Origin of the sequence: Rudaea sp. (assembly GCF_047601565.1) — a bacterium.
Lineage (GTDB): Bacteria > Pseudomonadota > Gammaproteobacteria > Xanthomonadales > Rhodanobacteraceae > Rudaea.
In genome coordinates this window covers 1518336-1541006 of record NZ_JASGIY010000001.1, presented here as the reverse complement: position 1 = coordinate 1541006, position 22671 = coordinate 1518336, and the positions used below count along the sequence as shown (strand labels likewise).

Here is a 22671-nt window from a genome sequence, read left to right as displayed (position 1 = left end):
AGTCGACGGAATCGTAAGGAGGGTGGATGCGTGTACTGGTGACGGGAGCGGCGGGATTCATCGGCGCGGCATTGAGCCGCGTGTTGCTGGCGCGCGGCGATGAAATTCTCGGCGTCGACAATCTCAATGCCTACTACGACCCCGCGCTCAAACAGGCGCGGCTTGCGCAATTGACCGCACAGCCGCGGTTCCGGTTCGTCAAGGCCGAGCTCGAGGACCGCGCCGCGATCGACCGCGCGTTCGACGAATTCCGTCCGCAGCGCGTGGTCAATCTCGCCGCACAGGCGGGCGTGCGCTATTCGCTGGAAAATCCGCGGGCCTATATCGACAGCAACGTCGTCGGATTCCTCAACATCCTGGAAGCATGCCGTCACGGAGCCGTGGAGCATCTGGTCTACGCCTCGTCGAGTTCGGTCTATGGCGCCAATCGCAAGCTGCCGTTTTCGGTACGCGACGCGGTCGATCATCCGGTCAGCCTGTACGCAGCGACCAAGAAGACCAACGAGCTGATGGCGCATACCTACAGCCATCTGTTCCGGTTGCCGACGACGGGACTGCGGTTTTTCACCGTTTACGGCCCGTGGGGCCGGCCGGATATGGCACTGTTCCTGTTCACGCGCAAGATCCTCGCGGGCGAACCGGTCGAGGTGTTCAATCACGGTCGCCACACCCGTGATTTCACGTATATCGACGACATCGTCGAGGGCGTCGTCCGCACTCTCGACCATGTTCCCGCGAGCGATCCGGCTTTCGACCCGCTGCAGCCGACTCCGGCGTCATCTTTCGCGCCATATCGCGTATACAATATCGGCAACCATCGGCCGGTTCAGCTGGAACGGTACATCGAGATTCTCGAAGCCTGCCTCGGACGCACGGCAGAAAGGATCCTCTTGCCCTTGCAGCCCGGCGATGTGCCCGATACTTGCGCCGATGTGGAAGAGTTGGCGCGCGATGTCGGCTATTCGCCAGCCACTCCGGTGGAGGTGGGAATAGAACGCTTCGTGGCCTGGTATCGGTCTTATTTCGGTCAATAGGACAGGAATGTTGTGGGAAGTCGACCTCGTGTCGTTCGGAACGTGCGGTCCAATCTGCAATTCAGAGCAAAGGTACGGGATATGCGTTCAATCAGCTTCGCCATTGCCTTCGTCGGCGCGCTCGTCCTGGGGCTGCCTTTGTATGGCGCCGAACCGGCGACGACCCAATCCGCACCCGTGTTGCCGGTCGACGTCTACCATATCGGCGTCGACGACGTGCTTCAGGTCTCGGTCTGGCACAACCCGGATCTGAGCGTCACTGCCGTGCCCGTCCGTCCCGACGGCCGCATTTCGGTGCCGCTCGCCGGCGACGTCATTGCCGGGGGGCGTACGCCGGACGAAGTGGCTACGACCATCAGGGAGAAACTGTCCCTGTACGTCCGCGAGCCGCAAGTGGTGGTCATTCTCACCGAATTGCGCAGCCACGAATATCTTTCGCGCGTGCGCGTGACCGGAGCGGTCCGGCAACCGGTCTCGATACCCTATCGACAGGGCATGACGGTGCTCGACGCCGTGCTGGCGGCAAACGGCACCACCGAGTTCGCGGCACCGGACCGCACCGAGTTGTATCGCAAGGACGGACAGCTCACCAAGGCCATGGACGTCAACCTGAGCAAGATTTTGAAGAAGGGCGATTTGACGACCAATTATCCGGTCCAGCCCGGCGACATCATTACGGTGCCCGAGCGCGCTTTCTGATGCGAACCGGCGCATCGACGAGATCGAGAAGGCAACTGCGATGAGCGGAGAATTGATCACCACCAAGGAAATGCTGCACGTCGTGCTCACGGAGGCAGGGCGGCGGCGTCTTCAATTCGGCATGGTTTTCGCGACGATCGCGCTCGCGGCCTTGGCGGTGGGCGCGTTTTGGCCGAAGAAATACGTTTCGTCGACGACCATCCTGGTCCAAGAGCGCAACATCATCAAACCGCTGATGGAGGGACGCGCCGAAGCGACCTCGATCGCCGATCGCGCATCGATTGCGCGCGAAGTGATCTTCAGCCACAAGATCATGGACGAGGTGCTGGCTGCCGGCGGCTGGCTGGACTCGGATCCGAAACCCAGTGCCATCGAGCAGGAACGGATCATCGATGCGATCAAGAACCGCACGACGATCAATCTGTATAAGGACAATCTGATCCAGATCAGCTATGCGGATTCCGACCCCGATCGTACTTACAAGATCGTCACGCTCATGGCCGACCGCTTCATCCAGGAAAGCCTGGCCGCGAAGGAGCGCGAGAGCCGCGAAGCCTACGAATTCATCAACGATCAGGTCGAGGCCTATCACAAGAAACTTACCGATGCCGAGGACAAGCTCAAGGCATTCCGTGCCAGGAACGCCGATGCGCGGCCCGGCAGCGCCACCGACTCGAACACGCGCATCAGCACGTTGCGCGCCCAGGTCGAAAATGCGCGCATCGAACTGATGGAGTTGAATTCCAAGGCCGCTTCGCTCACCTCGCAGGTATCGGGCGAATCGGAGGTCGTGGCGACGCAAACGCGCGAGGGCCAGTATCGCGTGCGTTTGGCCGAATTGCAGAATGAACTCGACAAGCTGCTGTTGACCTATACCGACCAATATCCCGACGTGATCCGCGTGCGCCACGAAATGGACGACGTGCGCGCGGCGCTCCAGCGCGAAGAGGGCCAGAGCGCCGCGCGCAAGGCGGCCGGCATTTCCTCGGGGGGATCGGAAATCGCCGTGACCAATCCGCTCTACGTGGAACTGCGCGGCAAGCTGGCGGACGTGCGCCGCGACGCCGGAGGCGCGGCCTCGCGCATGAGCGCCAGCGAAACTTTGCTCAACGCCGAACTCGAACGCAGCCGCCGCATCGCCGATTCGGAGAACGACCTTGCCGAATTGACCCGCGACTACGAGGTCAATCGCGACACCTACCAGGACCTGCTCAAGCGCCGCGAGAATGCGCGCGTATCGATGAATCTCGACGCGGACCATCAGGGATTGACTTTCGCCATCCAGGAACCCGCCGTCAAGCCATTGCAGCCCGTCGGCTTGCGCTTCCTTCATTTCGCCGGGATAGGTTTGATCGCCGGCGCGGCGTTGCCGCTGCTGCTGCTGTTCGCCCAGGCCAAGCTCGATCCACGCGTGCACACGGCCGAGCAGATCGAGCGGCTGACCGGACTGCCGGTGCTGGCTTCGATTCCCGTCTACGCCAATTTCCAGGAGCAGCGCAAGTCCCGCTACACCACGCTGGTGCTCGTGCTGATCGTGCTCGGTGTGCTGGTGGCCTACATGCTTTTCATCAGCTTGCACATGAGAGCGTTATGAGCGCCGCAGACTCGGAACTGCCTGACGAGCGCGCCCCGCGGCAGGCGCTGCAAGTCCCCCGCGAAGGCAACCTCATTCAGCGTGGCGCCTCGGGCGCTGCCATTGCGCGCATGGCGCAATCCCACGAGTTGTCCGCCCCCGAACGGCGGAGAATGCGTCTGATTCTACCCGACGAAGCCGCCGGCGGCATCGCGGACGCCTTCCGCGAAGTGCGTACGCGCCTGCTCACCCTGGGGGGAAGCAATAACTTCGTCACGATGGTGGTGCCGGTGAGTCCACACGAAGGTGGCAGCTTCGTCGCGCGCAACCTGGCCGCGGCCTTCGCTTTCGACGAAGCGAAGACCGCGCTGTTGATCGACTGCAATTTCCGCCGACCGGCGCAGCATCTCGCCTTCGGCATCACGGTCGACCATGGCGGCCTGATCGATTGTCTGGAGCATCCCGGCGCCGATCTGGGCAAGTACCTCTATGAAACCGGTATTCCTCGGCTGCGCTTGCTGCCGACCGGTCAGGCACGCGAGATGAATGGCGAATACTATTCATCGATCCACATGCAAATGGTGATTCGCTTCCTGCACAAGCGCTACCCGGATCGGTATCTGTTCCTGGACGGGCCGGCGATCAAGGGGTCGCCCGATGCGCGCATCCTTTCCGATCTGGCCGACTTCATCGTGGTCGTGGCCGCGTATGGACGCGATACCGCCGCCACCATCAATCAGGCGGTGGCAGGATTCGATCCCAACAAGCTCGCAGGCGTGGTGTTCAACAACGTGCGTTGAAGGGGCGGTGATGAGACGGAGAACATGGACAACGCGAATGGTTGCCATCGGGATTCTGTTGCCCGCGTTCGCGGCGCATGCGATCGACGGATTGAACTATTCCCTGCAGGTGGGGCTGGAGCACAGCGACGACATGAACCAGTCCGCGGTCAACCCGATCGGGCAGTCCGCGTTGCTGCCGCAGATCAATTTCGACTGGACCGAGCGCGGTTCCGTATTGCAGGCCGACGTCAACGGCCAGGTGCAATACCGCGATTATCTCGGCGGCGCCTTCGACAACGAAATTCGCGGACAGCTTTCGGGCATCGTCAACTGGATCATCCTGCCGCAGCGGTTGAGTTTCGATTTCGAAGACTACGCCGGCGTGCAACCGGTGAACGTATTCGCGACCAACGCTCCGGACAATCAGCAGCAGACCAACGTTTTCAGCCTCGGCCCGACGTTGCAGTTCCTTCTCGGCAGCGCGCTCAAGGGCGAAGCGGATGTTCGTCTGACCAGTACCACCGCTTCGGTCACCCGGGAATTCAATTCGCAGCGGACCTCGGGCGCTTTTCGTGCGATCCGCGACCTCAGTCCGACCGATCAACTGTCGGGCAACGTGGAAGCCGAACACGTGCATCTCACCGATGCGACGGGCGGACCGGACTATGATCGGTACGCGAGCTACCTGCGCTACCAGAGCAAACTGGCGCAGATCGACCTCGATGCGGCGCTGGGCTATTCGAAACTGGATTTCTCCCAGGCCGCGGGCCGTTCCGGTGTGCTGGCGCGCGGCAGCCTCACTTGGCACGCGACGGCAAGCAGCCAGTTGGAGATGCATGTCGCCCGCCAGTTCTCCGATGCCGCCGAGGATCTCATGATCGATCCGGCGACACTGCTCGCAAGAACGACGGGCGGACCGATCGTGGCGGGTAGCGTGCCGATCACCTCGCAAATCTACCTGGAGAAACGCATCGACGTCGCCTACGCGTTCCGGTCGACCCGTTTCGATTTCCGCGTAGCCCCCTTCTACGAGAAATTGGACTATTCGATCGTACCCGGGCAGGACTTCATTGCGAATGGCGCGACGGGCCAGAGCGGACATGGCGCCACCCTCAACGCGAACTATCGTTTGCGCCCGCTGTGGTCGATCGGATTCAACGCATCGGAGGACACGAGGAAATATGCGCAGGTTGGTCGCCTGGACGAGGACCTGACCTACGGCGTCGATCTCCTCAACCAGCTTACGCACCACTGGAGCTGGCGCGTTGATCTGATCCACAACCAGCGTTCCAGCAGCGTAGCCTTCCAGGGCTTCCGCGAAAACGTCGCGATGCTCACGGTCATTTTCAACCGCTGATGCAGAGCCGGGACGACATACCGATCAAGCTGCTGATCATGACGGACACGGCGATACTCGGACCGGGTGGCAGCGAGCGGTTCCTGCGCAACCTGCTGCTGCGGCTGCCGCAGGAGCGTTACCGCATCGACGTGCTGCAGCTCGCCGCGGAACCCGCCGCGGCCGAACGCGTCGCCGAGTTGAATCTGCCTGCGATACATGTGTTGCACCGGCCGATCGGGGCAAGTTACGGGCTGCGCGGTCTCGCCACGCTGAATTTCGTGCGTGCACGGGTGAGGCGCGAGGGCTACGCCATCGTCCAGTCGCAGCACGAGAAATCCGACCTGATCAACGCACTGCTGCCGCGCCGTCACGGCATGCGCAAGATTTCCAATCGACGCGACATGGGCTTCCAGAAAAGTGCGCGCGTGCGTTCCCTGTTCCGCCTGCTCAACCGTCGTTTCGACCGTGTGATCGCGCCGACCGCCCGCATCGTCGAGGCGCTGATCGCGAACGAGAACGTCGAACGCAAGCAATGCCGCGTCTTCGCCAACGGAGTCGACACGCAGCGCTTCCGCCCGAATCCCGGACAAAGGCTGCGCATTCGAACCGAACTGGGTCTCGACCGCGAGTCGAAGCTCATCGGCTGCGTCGCGAGCTTTACTCCGGTCAAGCGGCATGTCGATCTGCTGGACGCATTCGCCCAGGTACGCTTGCGCCATCCCCGGGCGCGACTGCTTCTGATCGGCGAGGGTCCGCTGCGTGCGCAGATCGAGGAACGGATCGCCGCGCTCGACCTCACCGCCGACGTGCATCTTCTCGGCGCGCGCGCCGACGTCGAAAACCTCCTGCCCGCGCTCGACGCCTTCGTGCTGGCGTCGAGTACCGAGGGCATGTCCAACGCGATACTCGAAGCGCAGGCGTGCGGCGTCCCGGTCGTAGCCACCGCGGTCGGCGGCAATCCGGATCTCGTGCACGATCGGCACAACGGCCTGCTCGTGCCCGCGCTCGCCCCTGACGCACTCGCCACAGCGTTGGCCGAATTGCTCGACCACGCGGACCTGCGCGAAGCGATGGGCTCGGCGGCGCGTGCGCAGATCGAAGAATCCCATTCGCTCGAAGCCATGGCATCCGCTTACGACTGCTTTTATCGCGAGCTCGTGTATGCGCGCTGAAGCTCCTCCCGAAGTGCTGCACGTGCGCTCCAGCTCGGGGCTTTACGGGGCCGAATACGTTCTGCTCGGACTAATTCCGGCGCTGCGCGACATCGGCATAGGCGGTCGATTGCTCTGCCTGAACAACCCCTACCTGCAGAGCCAATCCTTGCAGGCACGCGCGCAAGCACTGGGAGTGCCGGCGGAAACACTGCCTTGTCGCGGTCGTTTCGATCTCGCCACCGTCCGCGCACTGCGCCGGACGCTGCGTGCGGCACCGGATGCGATCGTGCACGTGCACGACTACAAGAGTGCGTTGTACACGTTTCTCGCGCGCAGCTCGTCCGCGCACAGGATCGTCGCCACTTCGCACGGCCATTTCGCCACGAGCCTGAAGCTGCGCACCTACCAGCGGCTCGAAATCCAGCTCATGCGCCGCTTCGACGAAGTCTGCATCGTCTCCGAATCAATGCGACCGTTGCTGCGTCGCGCAGGCATCGCCGACACGCGCATCCAGCTGATCGAGAACGGGATCGATACTCGCCGTTTTTCACCGGACGCAAGGCCGTGGCCTCGCGACGAAATACCTCTGCCTGCCGATGCGTTCGTGTTCGGCGCGGCGATGCGGTTGACCGAGCAGAAGAATCCGCTCGGTCTGGTCGATGCCTTCACCCGCGTAGTGGAAGCCTTGCCGAATTCCCACCTGCTCATCGCCGGCGCCGGCGAACTGCGCGCCCCGGTGCTGGCACAAATCGAGAAGCACGGATTGTCCGCGCACGTGCACCTGCTCGGCGCGCGCGACGATCTGGAGCGGTTCTATTCCCTGCTCGACGTGTTCGTGCTGCCCTCATGGTACGAGGGCCTGCCGCTGGCGCTGCTCGAAGCGATGGCTTGCGCGAAGCCCGTGGTGGCGACGGCAGTCGGACAGGTGCCCGCCGTGCTGCGCGACCTGCCCGTCGAAATGGTCGCTCCCGGCGACACCGCCGCACTGGCTCAGGCGATGCTCACGGCCGTCGGGAACAGGGACGGCGCACTGTTGCGCGAACGCGTGCTGAGCCAATACTCGGTCAAAAGCATGGCGGCTGCCTACGCCGGCGTTTACCGGACGATCGGAGGCCGCCATGGTCGCGCCGCTGCCTGAGCGTCGCCGCATCCGGGCGCCACTGTCCGCGCGCGCGACGGTCGTGGTCGAGCAAGAGCCGAAGCCGCGACACAACTGGGCGCTGTACGCCTTCGCCTTCTTGCTGCCGCTTCAGAACCTGCAAACCGGTTACATGCCCAATCTCGGCGGCGGCCTGAACTTCCTCAATATCGGCTTCGGCCTGTCGCTGCTGGGTGCCATGATGTGCCGCGGCACGATCAGCCATTGGAGTCCCGTGCACAAATGGTTGCTCGCTTATGTCGTGTATGCGTTCATCTCGCTGTTCATAGGCTACAGCAACGTGCATTCCGATACCGAGCAGCATTTCAACGTGCTCAAGGACGCGATGCTTGCGGTGATGCTGATATTCGTCGCCCAGATGAGCGTCGCCGACCTGACGACGGCCAGGCGCATCATCCTTTGCACGTTGCTGCCGATGCCCTACATGCTGCGCGTGGTCTGGGCGCAGCACTCCAGCGTCAGCAGTTGGCATTACAGCGACAACCTGCGCATCTCGGGCACGTTCTCGCTGCTCGGCGCGAACGAATTCTCGGCGTTCTGCGTGACCATGGCCGTGCTTCTGCTGGCGCTGCTGCTCGCCACTCGATGGACGTGGCGATGGCGCGTCCTGTTGATCGTGGGCATCGTCAGCATGATGCTCAGCGTGCTGTGGACCTATTCGAGGACGGCCTATGTCACGATCATGCTCGGCAGCTTCGCGGTCATTCTTCTCTGGCGCGGGCGCTGGAAGATGATCGTCCCGCTCGTCCTCGTCGCGCTGATCCTGCCGGCAGTGCTGCCGGAATCCGTCACCGAACGGTTCCAGAGCACGACGATCGAGGAGGGCAAGCGCGACGATAGTACCGAGGGCCGCTTCGAGTTCTGGCAAATCGCCTGGGACAATTTCCTGCGCCACCCATTGACCGGCAGCGGCTATCACACCTTTCACCACCCCGAGATCAACCCACGCGGCATGGATACGCACAACTTCTTCATGCGCGAACTGACCGAAAAGGGAATCATCGGCAGCTTCATAACGCTCGGGATGCTGCTGAGCATCCTGCGCTCGTGCTGGCGCGTAATGTCCGAATCGCCGCAGGACGATCTTGCCTATGCCCTGGGGCTCGGCATGGTGGCGGCATGGTTGGCATTGATCGTGGGGAATTGCTGGGGTGACCGGTTCACTTATTACCCTGTGATCGGCTATTTCTGGATCTACCTGGGCATCACCCTGAAGTTGTTCCAACTGTCGCTGGACGAGAAAACGCTCCCCGTCGTTGACGCAAAGACAGCGGAAAAACCCGCAGTGCCGCGCCATGCGCAGCCGAGGAGGCCCGTGCATGAGTGAGACGAATCTTCCGATACTCATGTATCACGGCCTGCATGTCGACGAGCGCTGCCGCGGCCGTTTCGATCCCACCTACAGCGTCACGCCCGACCGCTTTGCGGCGCAACTGGACCGGCTGCGGCAGAACGGTTATCGCAGCGTGCGGTTGTGCGAACTGGCGACCGATGCCGACGACGGCAAACGCGTCGTCATCACCTTCGACGACGGCGATGTCAGCAACCTCGAGGTCGCCCTGCCGCTGTTGCGCGAGCGCGGCATGCTCGCCGAATTCTTCGTCACCAGCGGTTTCGTCGACCAGCCGGGCATGTTGACCTCGCGCGACGTGCGCGCATTGGCCGACGCAGGCATGGGGGTGCAGTCGCACGGCGCTACCCACCGGTATCTGCAGGACCTCGACGACGCCGAACTCGAGTCGGAACTGGTGCGCAGCAAACAGGCTCTGGAACAGATGACCGGCGTCGGCGTCGACGCGCTCGCGCTGCCCGGCGGTCGCGGCGGCGCGCGCGAGTGCGCGGCCGCGCTGCGCCTGGGCTACCGCCATGTGCTCAATTCCGAACCCGGTCTCAACCGCCGCCGGCGCGAAGGAGAATATCTGCAACGCCTCAGCGTGACGCGCGCACTGGCGCTGGACGATTTCGCCGACCGCGTCGCGGGGCGCGGAATCGGCCCGTACGTGGCGCAATGGCGTTATCGCGTGCTGGCGCTGCCCAAGCGTCTGCTCGGCAACGCGCGTTACGAGCGCCTGCGCAAGCGCGTGCTCGGGCAATGAGCGCATGGGTGTTCTGGCTGGGCATCGGCGTGGTCGGCTACGCATACCTGGGTTATCCGCTGTTGGCGCGCCTGCTCGCGCGCCGCTTCGGCAGCGCGCCACGGTGCACCGCCGATACGCCGCCGCTGACCGTCGTCATCGCGGCGTACAACGAGGCCGCGCGCATCACCGCGCGCATCCGCAACATCCTCGAACAGGATTACCCGGGCGACAAGGTCGCCGTTCTCGTCGTCAGCGACGGCAGCAGCGACGACACGCCGCGCGCCGCGGCGATCGCGGACAATGTGCGCGTCGTCGCGCTGGATACGAACCAGGGCAAGGCCGCGGCGATCAACGTCGCGATGGAGCACGTCGCCACGCCGCTGGTCGTTTTCACCGACGTGCGTCAGCGTTTCGCGCCCGATGCGCTGCGCCGCCTCGTCGCGCCGTTCGCCGATGCTTCGGTCGGTGCGGTGAGCGGCGAGCTGGAAATCGTCGCGGATCTCGCCGACCGCGCACGCACGGTCGACATCGGCCTGTACTGGCGAATGGAAAAAGCGCTGCGCGAGGACGAGGCGAAGCTCGCCTGGCTGCACGGCGTCAGCGGCGCGATCCATGCCCTGCGCAAGGAGTGTTTCCGGCCGCTGCCGCCGGGCACGCTGCTCGACGACATGTGGATGCCGCTGCAGGTCGTCATCGGCGGCCGCCGCGTGTGGATGGCGCGCGATGCGATCGCCTACGACAGCGCCAGCGCGCAAGGTCGGGAGGAATTCCGCCGCAAGCTGCGCACGCTGGCCGGCAACTGGCAGTTGCTGGCGCATCTGCCGCGCCTGCTCGATCCATGGCGCAATCCGGTGTTCCTGGCGTGGTTGTCGCACAAGTTCCTGCGCCTGATCGTGCCGTGGGCCCTGCTCGCGGCGCTCGCGGCCAGCGCCTGCGCGCAGGGCGCCGTGTATCGCGTGTTGCTGGTCGCGCAGTCGTTGGCTTATCTTGCCGCGACCGTTGCCCTGCTCCTGCCGCGGGCGGCGGCGAAAGTGCCGCTGCTGTCGTCGGCCGGCACCTTTCTGGCGCTCAACCTCGCCGCCCTGTTCTCGCTTCCCGCGTGGCTCGCGTTCGATCCGCGCAGGCTGTGGAAAAAACACTGATTCCACGAGATTGCGATGGCCAAAATCCTTGTCCTCACCAGCCGCGTATGCTATCCGCCGCGCGAAGGCCATCAATTGCGCACCTGGCATCTGCTGCGTGCGCTGGCCCGCGAACACGAGATCCACTTGCTCAGTTTCGCGCGCGCCGACGATGCGACGGACGAGGCTGCGCCGCTGCGCGCGCTCGTGGCGTCGATGCAGACGTTTCCGATTCCGTCCGAGCGCTCGCGCTTCGCTCTCGCCGCCGGTCTTGTCGCCGCGACCGCCGCAAGCACGCCGTTCGTGGTGAAAAAATATACTTCGCCCGCGCTGCGCGCGCATGCCGCGCGGCTCGCGCGCACGGCGGACCTGATCCACGTCGACATGCTGCCGCTGATGAGCGCCGTGGTAGACATCGACGCACGCGTGCCGCTCGTGCTCAACGCGCACAACGTCGAGCATGAATTGCTGCGCCAGCGCGCCGAGGTCGAGACGCGCGCCCTGCATCGCACGTTTCTGCGCAGCCAGGTTGGCAAATTGCGCGATTACGAAATCGCGGCCTGCCGACGCGCGCGGCTGGTGCTGACCTGCTCGCAAATCGATGCCAATCACCTCTCCTCCGAAGGCATATCGCAGACGCGCGTGGTGCCGAACGGGATCGATACGCAGTTCAATCGTCCCGACCCGCGGCCGGGCGCGCGACCTGCGCGCCTGGTCTTCGTCGGGCAGATGGGCTGGTTTCCGAATGCCGATGGCATGCGCTGGTTCCTGGACGACGTCTTTCCGCGCATCCTTGCGCAACGGCCCGAAACGGAACTGGTCGTCGTCGGCAAGTCGGGCGGGCTCGAAGTACCGGCCGGCGTGGCGCACCGGGTGCGCCTCGCCGGATTCGTCGACGACGTCCGCGCTGCGGTGACCGAGGCCGGCGTATACATCGTGCCGCTGCGTGCGGGCAGCGGCACGCGACTGAAGGTGCTCGAGGCGATGGCGCTCGGCATGCCGATCGTGACGACGCGGGTCGGCGCCGAGGGCATCGACCTCGAACACGGGCGCAACGCCCTGTTCGCCGAGTCGGCCGACGCATTCGCCGATGCCGTGCTGGAACTGCTGGCCGCCCCGGACAAGGCCCGCCACCTCGGCGATGCGGCACACGCGCTGGCGGTGGCGCGCTACGACTGGGAGGCGATCGGTGCGGAACTGCTGCGGGACTATCGCGAACTGCTGGCGCCGGCATCGGCCGAGGCGCGCGCGCGCCAGCGGTAGACGAGTTCGCCGATCGATTCGTGAATCGCTTCCTCCGCCTTGTCCAGCGAGGAGCTTTGCGGCAGGAAATATCCCAAACCGCCGGGCGGCAAATAAGCGCGGTCGCTGGCGTACAGGCAGGGACGGAAACCGAACGCTTCGAAGGCGACTTTCGCCCGCGGCAGATGCAGCGCCGAGCTGACCAGCCAGACGCGTGGCGGCGGCGGATCCGCCGCGCGCAGGAATTGCGCGTTCTCCCAGGTGGTTCGCGAAGTCGTTTCCAGACGCATGCGCTGCGCGGGAACGCCGAGTTGCGCGGCGAGATGCGCGAGCACTTCGCTTTCGCGAATCGCATAAGGGCCGCCGCCGGCGAGATACAGCGTGAAGTCCGGATGCTGCCGCCACAGTTCGACGGCGCCGAACAGACGACGCAGACTCGAAACATCGAGCGCCGAATAATCGTCCGCCCGCATCGGCTCGCGGGCGAAACCGCCCGCGAGCACGACGATGGCCTCGGGCAACGGCTCGTCGCAAACAGGCGCAGTCGGAATCCGCGATTCGATCCAACCCGTCAGCGCATTGGCGCCCAGAGGGCACATCAAGACGACCAGGGCGAGTTCGATCGCGACCAGACCTCGCCGCGCGGATTTCGGCAGCGACTTGTGCAAGCAAAGCAAAAGCAACGCAACGAGCAGGCTCAAACCTAGCGGGGATGTCAGCACATGCACTGGCGTGGCGTTCCTTGAGCCCTGTCGAATGAGCCCGGCAGGTCAGTCGGGATATGTTGAGCGGCACACGAGTGTGCGCCTATCATGATAACCGGGCATGGATCACACGGTGCAGGGGAGACTCTTCAGGATGTTCGACAATCTGCGTCAGGATTTCCTCCGTTACCACGGACCGCGGCAAGGCGGGTCGAATTGGCTGGCGGGGCTGCGCGTTCTCACCGAATACGGGTTCCTGGCGATTTGCGTCTATCGATACGGACGCTGGACGCGGGCAATCCGGCCCCTCCTGCTTTCGTATCCGTTCAAGCTGGTCTATCGCATCCTCAACACCCTCGTCGAAATTCTCTTCGGCATCAGCGTGTCGACGAATTTCGAGATCGGGCCGGGATTCTACATCGGTCACTTCAGTTGCATCTTCGTGCACGGCACTCTCGGCCGCAATTGCGCCGTCGGCCAAGGCGTGACGATCGGCTCGAAGGGGGCGGGAAAGTCGAACGGCAACCCGCAGATCGGCGACAACGTCTACATCGGCGCCGGCGCGAAGGTTCTCGGCAGGATCCGCGTCGGCAACGATGTGATCGTCGGCGCGAATACGGTCGTGGTGAAGGACGTCCCCGACCGCACGCGCGTCGTCGGCAGCCCGGCGATCATGACGCCGATCGTCGAAGTCGCGCGCCCGCAGGAGGGCGCGCGGTTCGAATAGCGCAAAACGCCTACAACGTGCAGCCCGCCGGCGTCGGGCCCAGTCTCTGCAAGCTGATATGCCCTTGCTGCCCGGCGTTGCTTCCGCTCGTCACCGAGTAATTCAGGGTAGCGGTTGTACAGCTCTGGAAGACGATGCTGGCGGATCCAATCGCTCCGGATTTCTGGGCCGCCGGCTGCGCAGAGTCGAACACGCCACCGGTCGCGGTATAAATCCCGAGATTGTTGAACGTCGTCGATCCGGCCGCGTAGTTGCTCGTCGACTGCAGGGTATACCACCGCTGCGACGCCCCGCCGCCGACCGTGGCGCCGTCGATCGCGAACGTATACCACCCCGCGAACAACATGCGGTCGTTCGGGTTGATGCTGATGACCAAACCCTGGCCGCTGATCGTCTTGTTATACCATGTTCCCGAAAGCAGGAATTCCGACATCGTGGTGGACACGACCGGAGCGCCCGTCGTGCAACTCACGTTGGCGCCCAGCCGGACGAGCGGGATCGAGCCGGAGCGCCCGCTGCCGTCGGTGAAGGCGTAGGTCAGTGTGGCGCTGTTGCAATCGCCGAATTGCAGCGTCGCGTTTCCGACCTGCGGTCCGGTGACGACGGGACCCGTGGCGAAGTTGCCGCCGTAGGCGGTATAGATTCCGAGCGAGGCCGTCGAACTCGTGCTGTACACGGGCCCCTGGAGCGTGTACCACCTTTGCGCCTCGTCGCCGCCGGACGTCGTATCGAAGGTATACCAACCGCCGAACAGGGAGCTCTCGCCACTGCTGCTGTTATCCGAAAAAACCTGCAGAAACAGGCCCTGACCGCTGGTCGACGGTTGATACCACGCGCCGGTGAGGCCGAACTGGTTCGCATTGAAGGCACTGGTCGCCGTGGTCGCATTGACCACCAGCGATACGGACGACGACGTCGATGCCGCATTGTTGCCGTCGCCGGAATAGGTCGCCGTCAATACGTGCGTGCCGACGCCCAGGCTCGAGGTGGCGTACGTCGCCGTTTGCGACACCAGCGACGCGGTCGTCAGCGTGGTGCCATCGGCCGCAAAGGTGACCGTGCCGGTCGGGGTGGTTCCGCTGCTGCTCACGGTCGCGGTCATCGTCACGGATTGTCCGCTCGTCACCGGATTCGGGGTCACCGCAAGTGTGGTGGTCGAGGTCGCGGTCGTCGTGGAAGTTGCGCTGACGACAAGACTCGTGGCCGCACTCGTGCTCGCGGCGATACTGGTGCTTCCGCCGTAGCTGGCCGAAATGCTGTGCGTGCCGACGGACAGAGCAGACGTGGTCAAGGTCGCGGTGCCGCTTCTCAGGACCGAGGTCGCCAAGGTGGTGCTGCCGTCAAGAAACGTCACTGTGCCGCTTGGAATGCTGCCGCTGCTGCTGCTCACGGTCGCCGTCATCGTCACCGATTGCCCGCTCGTCACCGGATTGGGGCTCACCGCAAGCGTGGTGGTCGAGGTCGTGGTCGCCGTGGAGGTCGAGCTGACGACGAGGCTCGTGACCGCACTCGCGCTCGCTGCGATGCCAGTGCTTCCACCGTAGCTGGCCGAGATGCTGTGCGTGCCGACGGACAGGGCGGACGTGGTGAAGCTCGCGATACCGCTGCTCAAGGTCGCGGTGCCCAACGTGGTACTGCCGTCGAGGAAGGTCACCGTGCCGGTCGGCGTACTGCCGCTGCTGCTCACGGTCGCCGTCATCGTCACCGTTTGTCCGCTCGTCGCCGGATTGGGCGAGACGGAAAGCGTCACCGACGATGATACGGTCGTGCTGCCGCTCGAACCTTGGTATTCAATGGCGCCGATGTCGTAGCCGGAACCCACGGGGCGCGAATAATCGTAGAAATCATATGGAGTCGTGCTCGCACTCGCATCGGCGGCATCGATCAAGGGACTGCCGGCCAACGGTGCGGCATTGAATGCCGAAATCGAACCGTTGGTTATCAATGGGTCTTTGCAAACGCTGCCGGAAGGACAGGTCCCGTACCGGATTTGCCAAACCAGATTGCCGGCATAGCTGACGGTCGGCGTTCCATCCGAATAAAACAAAAACGTTTGTTGCGCATTCGACCTTACCCATGAAGCTTGCCCATACAGTAGATTGTTCTGGATGGCAATCGTCGAAGATGAAGGCGATGTGGTGCCGCCCAGAATCAGTCCATCACCCTGTCCGGTGATGGTGTTGTAGCGGATGGTCGAAGTTTGGCCCGCCAAAGGGGCCACGGCCAAGGTATTGCCTGCCGCACGACACAAATCGCTGGTCTGCATGTAACCGACGCCCTGGAAGGACGTGCAATTGCCGATCAGTATCGAATTTTCGATCGTCGAAGGGCCCGTGATTTTCACCTGATTGCCCGCGTTTCCGATCGAACGCGTGCGCTCGACGGTTACCGAACCGGTGCCGTCGGCGTAGAGCATGTCGATTCCGTCCTGCGTATTGTCGTGGACGTACGAATCCTGGAACACCCAGTTGCCACCGGTGGTTGCCGTGCCTATGCCGTCGCCGTAGCCGCTTTCCTCCTGGCCCCAGCATGCGTAAATGGCCGAGCTGGGATAGTTCTCGGCACAACCATTCCAACCGATTTCGACGTTCTGAAAGACCATGTTGCCCGAATTGGACGAAGACGAGTTGGAGTCGAGTCCGGTAATGTCTCCCTCCCAGCCGGCCCAGCCATTCGCCACCATTTTTACCCGTGTCAGCGTCCAGTTGCTTAATCGGCCGGCGAGAATGCCATTGGTGGCCAGGCCGTGGATATTCACATCCTGGAGAGTGACGTTGCTCGAGTCGTGCGCGATGACTCCATTGGCAGCCCATGAGCCGTAAGGCGCACTACCGCTGGCATCGCAAGCCACGCTGGATGTGGAGTGACCGGCAATGCATGCGCTGTGGTCGGTGATTTCGAGACAGGCGACCTGGACGTTCGATACGCTCTCCAGGTTCAGCACTTCCCGGGTTCGCTCGCTTCCCCACAGCTGGGGCGGCGCCGAGCACCCCTGATCCCAGCCTGCGCCCAGAATCCGGGTCGGCTGACTCGACGAAGGGCCACTGGGCGGCGCCTGCATGTAACAGTCCCAAGGCCAGCTCGTGCTGCAACCGCCATAGGTCGATGCATTCGGAGCGCCATCGCCCATTTCGTACGAGCCCGCTTCGATGATCAACGTGTCGCCGCCGGCGATGGCCGCCGCGGGCGCGGTGCCGATAGGATCGAGATTCGGCGGAAGCGCATCGAACGGGTGATGCCAGGCGCAGGCCTTTCCGCTGACGCTGGCCGAATAGGCGGCATCGGTTTGGCCATTGCATTGACTGGTCGTTCCGCCGTCCGAGCGCACGTAATACGTCGTCGCGAATGCAGGCATCGCGGCAAGAAGCAATATCGAAATCAGCAAAACGCCGAGCGGCGTCTGATTCCTTGCACGGGCCGACGCAACGGGCCGACGCAGGCAACATCCAAGGGAAACAAGCATAAGTCTCTCCAACATCGGTATCTTGAGGGGGATTCCGAACACTTTTTTTATAACATCATTCCCGCGAAGGCGGAGCTCTGAGGGCAGGAATACCGAAGCGAACCTTCGCGCAACGAATGGTCCGAAGCGCACGCGGCAGGATTGCCGCGCGCCATCCATCCTGATCCCGACTCCATGAAGCAAAGACAAAAGCGAACACCCGCTGGCGCGGGAATGAGGACGATATTTATGGATACTTCAACCCCCGTTTCCCGCAGCGATCCTTCGTCTTCGCCGAGCGCGTCGGCCGTGTCGAACGCCACCCGCGGGTCGCCCGGTGATCCAGGCGTGCGGGAGCGGAGGTCCAGATCAAACCATCCGGGGGTGTGGTGCGTCATCGGAGCGGCGGGGAGTATAGATTGATACAATTATACAACAACGATTTCTGCAAAATTCTCATCCTGAGACCCCCTGCTTTACGTATTTTTACAGCGCGGCACGAAATATGCGTAAATGAATCGTTAATATCGATAAAATTTATTTCCCGTGCCGCTATCGTTTGCCGGGTTTCCCGTAATTCCGGGGCTATTCATCCAGCAGAATCAAATGCTTGTACTCCACGTCGTCCGATTCGCCCGGACGCGAGTTCAATTCTGAAGTGCACTCTGGTTGAGTATACAAAGCAGTCTGTTCTGGATCATTCCGCTTCGGCCTGAAGCTCCTTGTTCTTGCCCTTCTTCTCTCGCATGGCGACAGAGATTCTTCGAAGACCTCGCGCGGGGTGCGGAAGCCCAGTACCTCGCGCGGCCGGTCGTTGAGCTTGTCGGCGATCCGGCGCACGTCTGCGCCGTTCAGTCTACCCAAGTCCGTCCGCTTGGGCGCGTACTGCCGGATCAAGCCGTTGGTGTTCTCGTTCGTGCCCCGTTCCCAGCTCGCATACGGCCGCGCGAAGTAGCTCGTGCAACCCAGTACAAGGTCGATCAGTTCGTGCTCGGCAAACTCCGAACCGTTGTCGAAAGTGATGCTTGCCACACCACCCGGCACCGCTTCCTGCCACGGGTACAAGCCACGCAGCGTTGCCGCCAGCGCGGTTCGGGCGCAGCCCTCCGCCGTTGGCTCGATCACCGTATAGCGCGAGCGTCGCTCCACCAGCGTCAACAGTCGCGCTTTGCCCTTACCCACCATCGTATCGCCCTCCCAATGGCCAATCCTCTAGACGTGCCGTCACCTCCACCGGCCGCTCGCTCAACGGACGGCCGCTGATCGCCTCTGGCCTGCGTTCCTCACGCAGGCCCAACTCGACCTTCGCCCACGTCGGCGCCCCTATGCGCGGGCGCGCGCTTGCGCACCTGCGCGCCCCCCTCGGCATGCCGCTTAGTCTCAACTTCCAAGCGCACCCCCCCGATCCGGTAGGGTGTCGCCATGGCAAGACAGTATCAACACTTGAGCGCGGAAGAACGCGCTGTGATCCAAATCGAGCGACGGAAGGGATCGACGCTGCGTTCGATCACTCGCGACCTGGGTCGGAACGTATCGCCGGTCTCGCGCGAGATTGCGCGTAACGAGGCGGAGATCGAGCCGGGTCGACGACTTTGCTACGAAGCGAAGACCGCCGGCATGGCGTATCGGATGCGCCGCGTGCGCTGCAACAAGCTGGTCGAAGGCAGCGCGCTCCGGCAGTGCGTCCATGATCATCTGGTCCACGACCGCTGGTCGCCACAACAGATTGCGGCGAGACTGCGTGCCATGCATGCGGACGATCCCGGTCGACAGGTCAGCCACGAGACGGTCTATGCGGCGATCTATGCGCACCCGCGCGGATCGCTGAAGAAGGCGATGGTGGAAGCACTGCGTCAGGAGAAGCCGAGCCGCGGCCGACGCCGCACGACGCTGGCCAAGGGCGGATTCGTGCCGGAGGCACTGCGCATCGTGCATCGGCCGGAGGCGATCGCCGAACGCAAGTGGCCGGGGCATTGGGAAGGCGACCTTATCAAGGGCGCGTTCAATCGCTCGTGCGTAGGGACGCTGGTCGAGCGCAAGACGCGCTTCGTCGTTGTGTGCCGGATGGAGGGCTGAACGGCCCAGGACGCACTGGAAGGCTTCACGCGGCAGATGAAGAAGCTGCCCGCGTTCCTGCGGAGAGCCTGACCTACGATCGCGGCAGCGAACTGGCGTGTCACGCCGAGTTGGCCAAGCGGTTGAACATCGACATCTGGTTTGCCGACCCGCACGCGCCTTGGCAGCGCGGCAGCAACGAGAACACCAACGGCTTGCTGCGCCAGTTCATGCCGAAGGGGCTGGATCTATCCGGCATTAGCCAGGAGGAACTCGACCACGTCGCCAAGCTCATGAACGGACGACCACGACAAACGCTCGGCTGGATGACCCCGGCGGAGATGATGGACAAGGAAATCGCTGCTCACGCTCAACGTGTTGCGCTTGATTCTTGAGACCGACCTCCTCTCTTCGGTTGGCACAAACAACTACTCGCAAGCCTGGCGCATTCGATGCCATAAGGAAGAGGGAAATTCCAGGTACGTGCGCTTCAAACGCACATGTGCGCTTTCTGATTTACGCAATTATGGTGGAATTGAAATCTGATCAGGTCAGCAAATGGCCAATGCCAAGATGCTTCGCAACTTCTTCAATATTGAAATTGATATCTATCTCGGCCCCCTTCAGGGTAACTCCGGAAAGATTTACCGGCTTGTATGATTTGTTGTTTATCGACGTACAATGACCTTCCGCTACCCATTTTTCCGAGATACCGACCATTTTACCGCCATACTTTCGCTTCCAGTACATGACCCCCACGCCGTGGTCGTAATAATACCTTGCGCGACGCCGGCGTTCCTTTTCATCTGGGCAATTGGGGTGATGGTCGAAATAGCGCCACCATCCGGCCCCATGTTCAAATTGGGACCTGCTTGCCGATTTGGTGGTACACCCCACCAGCTCCCAGTATCTGTGCTTGCGGAAGTTCAGCAGATTCCGTCTACCGCCCAAATCGTGGACGGCACAAGCAGATCCGTCGGGCAAGGATTCAAAGATTTCGGCAAGTTTGTGCATGACGTCAAGCCTGCAAAGAAGATCGGAATGCCAAAATCCGAGACGCTCCGCAAACAAAAAAGCAAATTCCATGGGAAAAAGCGGGAACATGACTTCAAAGCCAAAATGCGCATTGAAATCTATGAGAATCGAACCGGGCAAAACGGTCGGCGGCCCTGATCGGGGATCGAAACCGACAACCGGCGTCCAGCCAACCTCCTGGACCAGACGTTGTTGCAGCATGCACCAGCGGTCACTAACGTTCCAGCACAACCATGGACGAGATACCCCAGCCAAAGCTTGCTCCCATTCGGCTGCCGCCGCATGTACGGTTTCCAAGGGAACATTGAAAATGGCCCAGTTTCCTTTTCCTTTTTGGGAAATTTCCATTGCATCAAGCGTTCTCATCGGCATCTCCATTTCTCGGTAAATATCCGGGCGTTATGCTGCAGTAATCGCTCCGCCAACGGCGTTTCGCCCACGACGAGTGCGGCGCCGACTATGGCTTCGGCAAGGCCCGCGCCGCCGCTCATCGAAATTGCCTTGGGTTCGTTCATGATTGTACCGATTCGAAAACAGGTTCCCTGTACTTCGGGTTGCGTTCGTTGCAAGGAATTGCTTGGATTTTCCCGAAAGATGTCGCGCGACCAGTACAGCGTGGATTCAACCGACCCCGGTATTCGAGAGTCGCAGACCGTGCAAGTAGTCGAACACGGATTGGCGCAATTGTCGATCCAGAAGTAGAGCAAGGCCAACGTAAACGACGAGGATCATGACCGCCATGCAGCCCAGGCGTGCCAGATGCGAGGTCAGGTCGAACAGCCGCGTGTACGTTGCGAGCACCCACAGCAGCGCACCCAGAACGACAGCCGTGGAGGTGCTGCGGAAATCCGGCAACGCGCGAAGTTCCGCCGGACAGAAGAAATAGGAGACGAGCCGCAAACCCACGTAGCAGACCAGCGTGGCATAGGCTGCGCCCATCGAGCCAAAGAGCGGGATCCAGAACCAGTTCAGCAGGACGTTGAACAGCAGGAACGTCAAGGTGAGGGCAAACACGGTTGACGAGCGCTTGTGCAACAGCAGCCCCGAGCCGCAGATGCCAAGGATGCTGTCGAGTACGTAGGTGATACCGACAACGATGAAAACCGGCGCCGATGCGGCATTCTTGTCCCCCGCCAGCAGCAGCAGCGCGTCCTTGCCCACGCAGACAAGGCCAACGATGATTACAACGATGACGTACACGAAGACGTGCAGCAACGCGCGCTTGGTTCGCACGACGGCGGCGGCGCCATACATTTCGAATTCGCGGATACTGACTTGCGAATAGGCGATGTTCATGGCGTTGTTGAGCAGGTAACTCGTATTCATCGCCAAGCCATAGCCGATCGTGTACACGCCTACCGCGGCGAAGTTGCCGAGGATATGCAGCAGCATGATGCGGTCGATGAAGGCGAGCAGTAGCCCCGATATCTCGTTCGCCGACAGCGGCAATCCGTAAGCAAGCGACTGTCGGTACAGAACGCCTTTGAAATTTCGCCGCGAAACATGCAGGCGCCGCAGCATCCACACGCCCAGTATCGACGCCAACCCGACCGTCACCAGAAGACGACCACCGTAGACGCTGATCGCACTGCGACTGACAAAATAGACCAGAGCCAACACGGCACCGGCCTCGAACAAACGCTGTCCGACTGTAACGCACACCAAAAGATCGGACCGATCGATGGCGAGGAGGTACGAATTCGCGTAACTGATCCAGATGGTCGGCGGCAGCAACGCAAGCATGAGCCAACCGATGCCGACGGATTCGGGCAACGCCAGCTGGACGATGACGAAGTGGATGCCCAGCGCCAGCAGCCAGCAGATGCATGCGGTCAGGAACGGGGCCGCGATTACACTGGTGCCGTACCGCTCGAACGCTTTTTCGCCGCCTGTGTGGGGATAGAAACGCAGTATGGCGTGTTGCGCGCCGAACTTGAAAATCGCGACTAGGGCGGCGAGCCAAACGTCGTACACGCCGAAGATGCCGTATTCCTTCGTATCGAGAAGGCGGGTCATGATCGGAAATGAAACGAAGCCAACGATCATGCCGAGCACGTTGCCGGTAAGGAACCGGACGGAGTGCGTGGCAACGCCGGGACGCCGCTCGTCAGCCATGACGCACGGATCGCATGAAGCGGCGGAACATCGCCGAATCGGCCAACCCTGCCGGCAATGCCGATGTCGCGCGGAGGGACGCGCTCGGGTCCATCTTGGTCATGAGTTTGCGCCCGGATCGGTGAATTGGCAAACTTCCATCATACGGAAAACGAAGTGGACCTGAAAAATGGACAGGCGCGTCGGCATGCGGCGCTTTTTGCCGTACTACTTCTTCACAAGGCTGCCGGCGCACCCCAAGCGCCGCGGGAGAAATACATTTGCCGTTCGGTCGATCCCCGTCGTCGTCCGCCGCCGGCAATCATCGGATACGAACGCTGAACAATGCCGGAGCGGTCGGCCGAAATCACGCCGGATAGCAATCCGCTGCGGCGCTGCCTTGTGACCGGAAAAGTTGTCCGGGGCAATTCAT

Annotated in this window: 19 protein-coding genes and 1 pseudogene; 14 read left to right on the top strand and 6 right to left on the bottom strand. The window is 62.4% G+C overall.

Translation table 11 applies throughout. The features are described from left to right. Nucleotides 1-26: 26 nt before the first annotated feature. From QM741_RS06605 to QM741_RS06555, 11 genes are all read left to right on the top strand, one after another. The gene (locus tag QM741_RS06605; RefSeq protein WP_415206929.1) at nucleotides 27-1034 is read left to right on the top strand and encodes an NAD-dependent epimerase; all 1008 of its coding nucleotides are present in this window, start codon (nucleotides 27-29) and stop codon (nucleotides 1032-1034) included. Between the two features lie 81 nt (nucleotides 1035-1115). Further along, nucleotides 1116-1733 (top strand): XrtA/PEP-CTERM system exopolysaccharide export protein, encoded by a 618-nt coding sequence (locus tag QM741_RS06600; RefSeq protein ID WP_415206928.1) that lies wholly within the window; start codon nucleotides 1116-1118, stop codon nucleotides 1731-1733. A 40-nt stretch (nucleotides 1734-1773) separates the two neighbouring features. Continuing rightward, a complete protein-coding gene (locus QM741_RS06595) occupies nucleotides 1774-3327 on the top strand; it encodes an XrtA system polysaccharide chain length determinant (RefSeq protein WP_415206927.1) in 1554 nt (517 codons plus the stop codon). After that, a complete protein-coding gene (locus QM741_RS06590; RefSeq protein ID WP_415206926.1) occupies nucleotides 3324-4106 on the top strand; it encodes a polysaccharide biosynthesis protein in 783 nt (260 codons plus the stop codon). The genes QM741_RS06595 and QM741_RS06590 overlap by 4 nt, the downstream gene beginning before the upstream one ends. Next, nucleotides 4015-5445 (top strand): hypothetical protein, encoded by a 1431-nt coding sequence (locus tag QM741_RS06585; protein ID WP_415206925.1) that lies wholly within the window; start codon nucleotides 4015-4017, stop codon nucleotides 5443-5445. The genes QM741_RS06590 and QM741_RS06585 overlap by 92 nt, the downstream gene beginning before the upstream one ends. Further along, entirely contained in the window at nucleotides 5445-6599 is a 1155-nt protein-coding gene (locus tag QM741_RS06580) for a glycosyltransferase (RefSeq protein ID WP_415206924.1), read from the top strand. The genes QM741_RS06585 and QM741_RS06580 overlap by 1 nt, the downstream gene beginning before the upstream one ends. Beyond that, nucleotides 6589-7719 carry a glycosyltransferase gene (locus QM741_RS06575; RefSeq protein WP_415206923.1) on the top strand — a complete coding sequence of 377 codons (1131 nt, stop codon included), beginning with the start codon at nucleotides 6589-6591 and terminating at the stop codon, nucleotides 7717-7719. Before QM741_RS06580 ends, QM741_RS06575 begins: the two co-directional genes overlap by 11 nt. Further along, on the top strand, nucleotides 7700-9067 hold the full coding sequence (locus QM741_RS06570; protein ID WP_415206922.1) for an O-antigen ligase family protein: 1368 nt from the start codon (nucleotides 7700-7702) through the stop codon (nucleotides 9065-9067). Before QM741_RS06575 ends, QM741_RS06570 begins: the two co-directional genes overlap by 20 nt. Further along, nucleotides 9060-9836 (top strand): polysaccharide deacetylase family protein, encoded by a 777-nt coding sequence (locus tag QM741_RS06565; RefSeq protein ID WP_415206921.1) that lies wholly within the window; start codon nucleotides 9060-9062, stop codon nucleotides 9834-9836. Before QM741_RS06570 ends, QM741_RS06565 begins: the two co-directional genes overlap by 8 nt. Continuing rightward, complete coding sequence (locus tag QM741_RS06560) at nucleotides 9833-10960, top strand: glycosyltransferase family 2 protein (protein ID WP_415206920.1); 1128 nt, start codon at nucleotides 9833-9835, stop codon at nucleotides 10958-10960. Before QM741_RS06565 ends, QM741_RS06560 begins: the two co-directional genes overlap by 4 nt. A gap of 15 nt (nucleotides 10961-10975) precedes the next feature. After that, nucleotides 10976-12202, top strand: a complete 1227-nt coding sequence (locus QM741_RS06555; protein ID WP_415206919.1) for a glycosyltransferase family 4 protein — start codon at nucleotides 10976-10978, stop codon at nucleotides 12200-12202. Here QM741_RS06555 and QM741_RS06550 read toward each other — a convergent pair. After that, nucleotides 12148-12882, bottom strand: coding sequence for a YdcF family protein (locus tag QM741_RS06550; RefSeq protein ID WP_415206918.1), 735 nt, complete (start codon nucleotides 12880-12882; stop codon nucleotides 12148-12150). The two genes, QM741_RS06555 and QM741_RS06550, sit on opposite strands and share 55 nt — an antisense overlap. 157 nt (nucleotides 12883-13039) lie before the next feature. Between QM741_RS06550 and QM741_RS06545 the strand changes: the two genes are divergently transcribed. Further along, nucleotides 13040-13612: a serine O-acetyltransferase gene (locus QM741_RS06545; protein ID WP_415206917.1), complete on the top strand. Its 573-nt coding sequence runs from the start codon at nucleotides 13040-13042 to the stop codon at nucleotides 13610-13612. A 10-nt stretch (nucleotides 13613-13622) separates the two neighbouring features. On the opposite strand, the gene QM741_RS06540 is transcribed toward QM741_RS06545, so the two are convergent. Further along, on the bottom strand, nucleotides 13623-17075 hold the full coding sequence (locus QM741_RS06540; RefSeq protein WP_415206916.1) for an Ig-like domain repeat protein: 3453 nt from the start codon (nucleotides 17073-17075) through the stop codon (nucleotides 13623-13625). Nucleotides 17076-17639: 564 nt separating this feature from the next. Continuing rightward, nucleotides 17640-18263, bottom strand: a complete 624-nt coding sequence (locus QM741_RS06535; protein WP_415209085.1) for an IS30 family transposase — start codon at nucleotides 18261-18263, stop codon at nucleotides 17640-17642. Nucleotides 18264-18476: 213 nt separating this feature from the next. Here QM741_RS06535 and QM741_RS06530 point away from each other — a divergent pair. Continuing rightward, a pseudogene (locus tag QM741_RS06530) lies at nucleotides 18477-19504 on the top strand (IS30 family transposase). 151 nt (nucleotides 19505-19655) lie between these two features. Here QM741_RS06530 and QM741_RS06525 read toward each other — a convergent pair. The 3 genes from QM741_RS06525 to QM741_RS06515 form a co-directional block, all read right to left on the bottom strand. After that, complete coding sequence (locus QM741_RS06525; protein ID WP_415206915.1) at nucleotides 19656-20510, bottom strand: hypothetical protein; 855 nt, start codon at nucleotides 20508-20510, stop codon at nucleotides 19656-19658. After that, nucleotides 20507-20659 (bottom strand): hypothetical protein, encoded by a 153-nt coding sequence (locus QM741_RS06520; RefSeq protein ID WP_415206914.1) that lies wholly within the window; start codon nucleotides 20657-20659, stop codon nucleotides 20507-20509. The genes QM741_RS06525 and QM741_RS06520 overlap by 4 nt, the downstream gene beginning before the upstream one ends. A 106-nt stretch (nucleotides 20660-20765) precedes the next feature. Then, on the bottom strand, nucleotides 20766-22259 hold the full coding sequence (locus QM741_RS06515) for an oligosaccharide flippase family protein (protein ID WP_415206913.1): 1494 nt from the start codon (nucleotides 22257-22259) through the stop codon (nucleotides 20766-20768). A gap of 126 nt (nucleotides 22260-22385) precedes the next feature. Here QM741_RS06515 and QM741_RS06510 point away from each other — a divergent pair, with 126 nt between their 5' ends. Further along, entirely contained in the window at nucleotides 22386-22580 is a 195-nt protein-coding gene (locus tag QM741_RS06510; protein ID WP_415206912.1) for a hypothetical protein, read from the top strand. The last annotated feature ends 91 nt before the right edge of the window (nucleotides 22581-22671 follow it).

Bases quoted from the DNA above. Each gene is read 5' to 3' on its own strand.
- QM741_RS06570 (WP_415206922.1), top strand. From the start codon at position 7,700: ATGGTCGCGCCGCTGCCTGAGCGTCGCCGCATCCGGGCGCCACTGTCC.
- QM741_RS06580 (WP_415206924.1), top strand. From the start codon at position 5,445: ATGCAGAGCCGGGACGACATACCGATCAAGCTGCTGATCATGACGGAC.
- QM741_RS06600 (WP_415206928.1), top strand. From the start codon at position 1,116: ATGCGTTCAATCAGCTTCGCCATTGCCTTCGTCGGCGCGCTCGTCCTG.
- QM741_RS06575 (WP_415206923.1), top strand. From the start codon at position 6,589: ATGCGCGCTGAAGCTCCTCCCGAAGTGCTGCACGTGCGCTCCAGCTCG.
- QM741_RS06525 (WP_415206915.1), bottom strand. From the start codon at position 20,510: ATGAGAACGCTTGATGCAATGGAAATTTCCCAAAAAGGAAAAGGAAAC.
- QM741_RS06565 (WP_415206921.1), top strand. From the start codon at position 9,060: ATGAGTGAGACGAATCTTCCGATACTCATGTATCACGGCCTGCATGTC.
- QM741_RS06585 (WP_415206925.1), top strand. From the start codon at position 4,015: ATGGACGCGATACCGCCGCCACCATCAATCAGGCGGTGGCAGGATTCG.
- QM741_RS06515 (WP_415206913.1), bottom strand. From the start codon at position 22,259: ATGGCTGACGAGCGGCGTCCCGGCGTTGCCACGCACTCCGTCCGGTTC.
- QM741_RS06560 (WP_415206920.1), top strand. From the start codon at position 9,833: ATGAGCGCATGGGTGTTCTGGCTGGGCATCGGCGTGGTCGGCTACGCA.
- QM741_RS06545 (WP_415206917.1), top strand. From the start codon at position 13,040: ATGTTCGACAATCTGCGTCAGGATTTCCTCCGTTACCACGGACCGCGG.
- QM741_RS06555 (WP_415206919.1), top strand. From the start codon at position 10,976: ATGGCCAAAATCCTTGTCCTCACCAGCCGCGTATGCTATCCGCCGCGC.
- QM741_RS06605 (WP_415206929.1), top strand. From the start codon at position 27: ATGCGTGTACTGGTGACGGGAGCGGCGGGATTCATCGGCGCGGCATTG.
- QM741_RS06520 (WP_415206914.1), bottom strand. From the start codon at position 20,659: ATGAACGAACCCAAGGCAATTTCGATGAGCGGCGGCGCGGGCCTTGCC.
- QM741_RS06590 (WP_415206926.1), top strand. From the start codon at position 3,324: ATGAGCGCCGCAGACTCGGAACTGCCTGACGAGCGCGCCCCGCGGCAG.
- QM741_RS06595 (WP_415206927.1), top strand. From the start codon at position 1,774: ATGAGCGGAGAATTGATCACCACCAAGGAAATGCTGCACGTCGTGCTC.
- QM741_RS06540 (WP_415206916.1), bottom strand. From the start codon at position 17,075: ATGCTTGTTTCCCTTGGATGTTGCCTGCGTCGGCCCGTTGCGTCGGCC.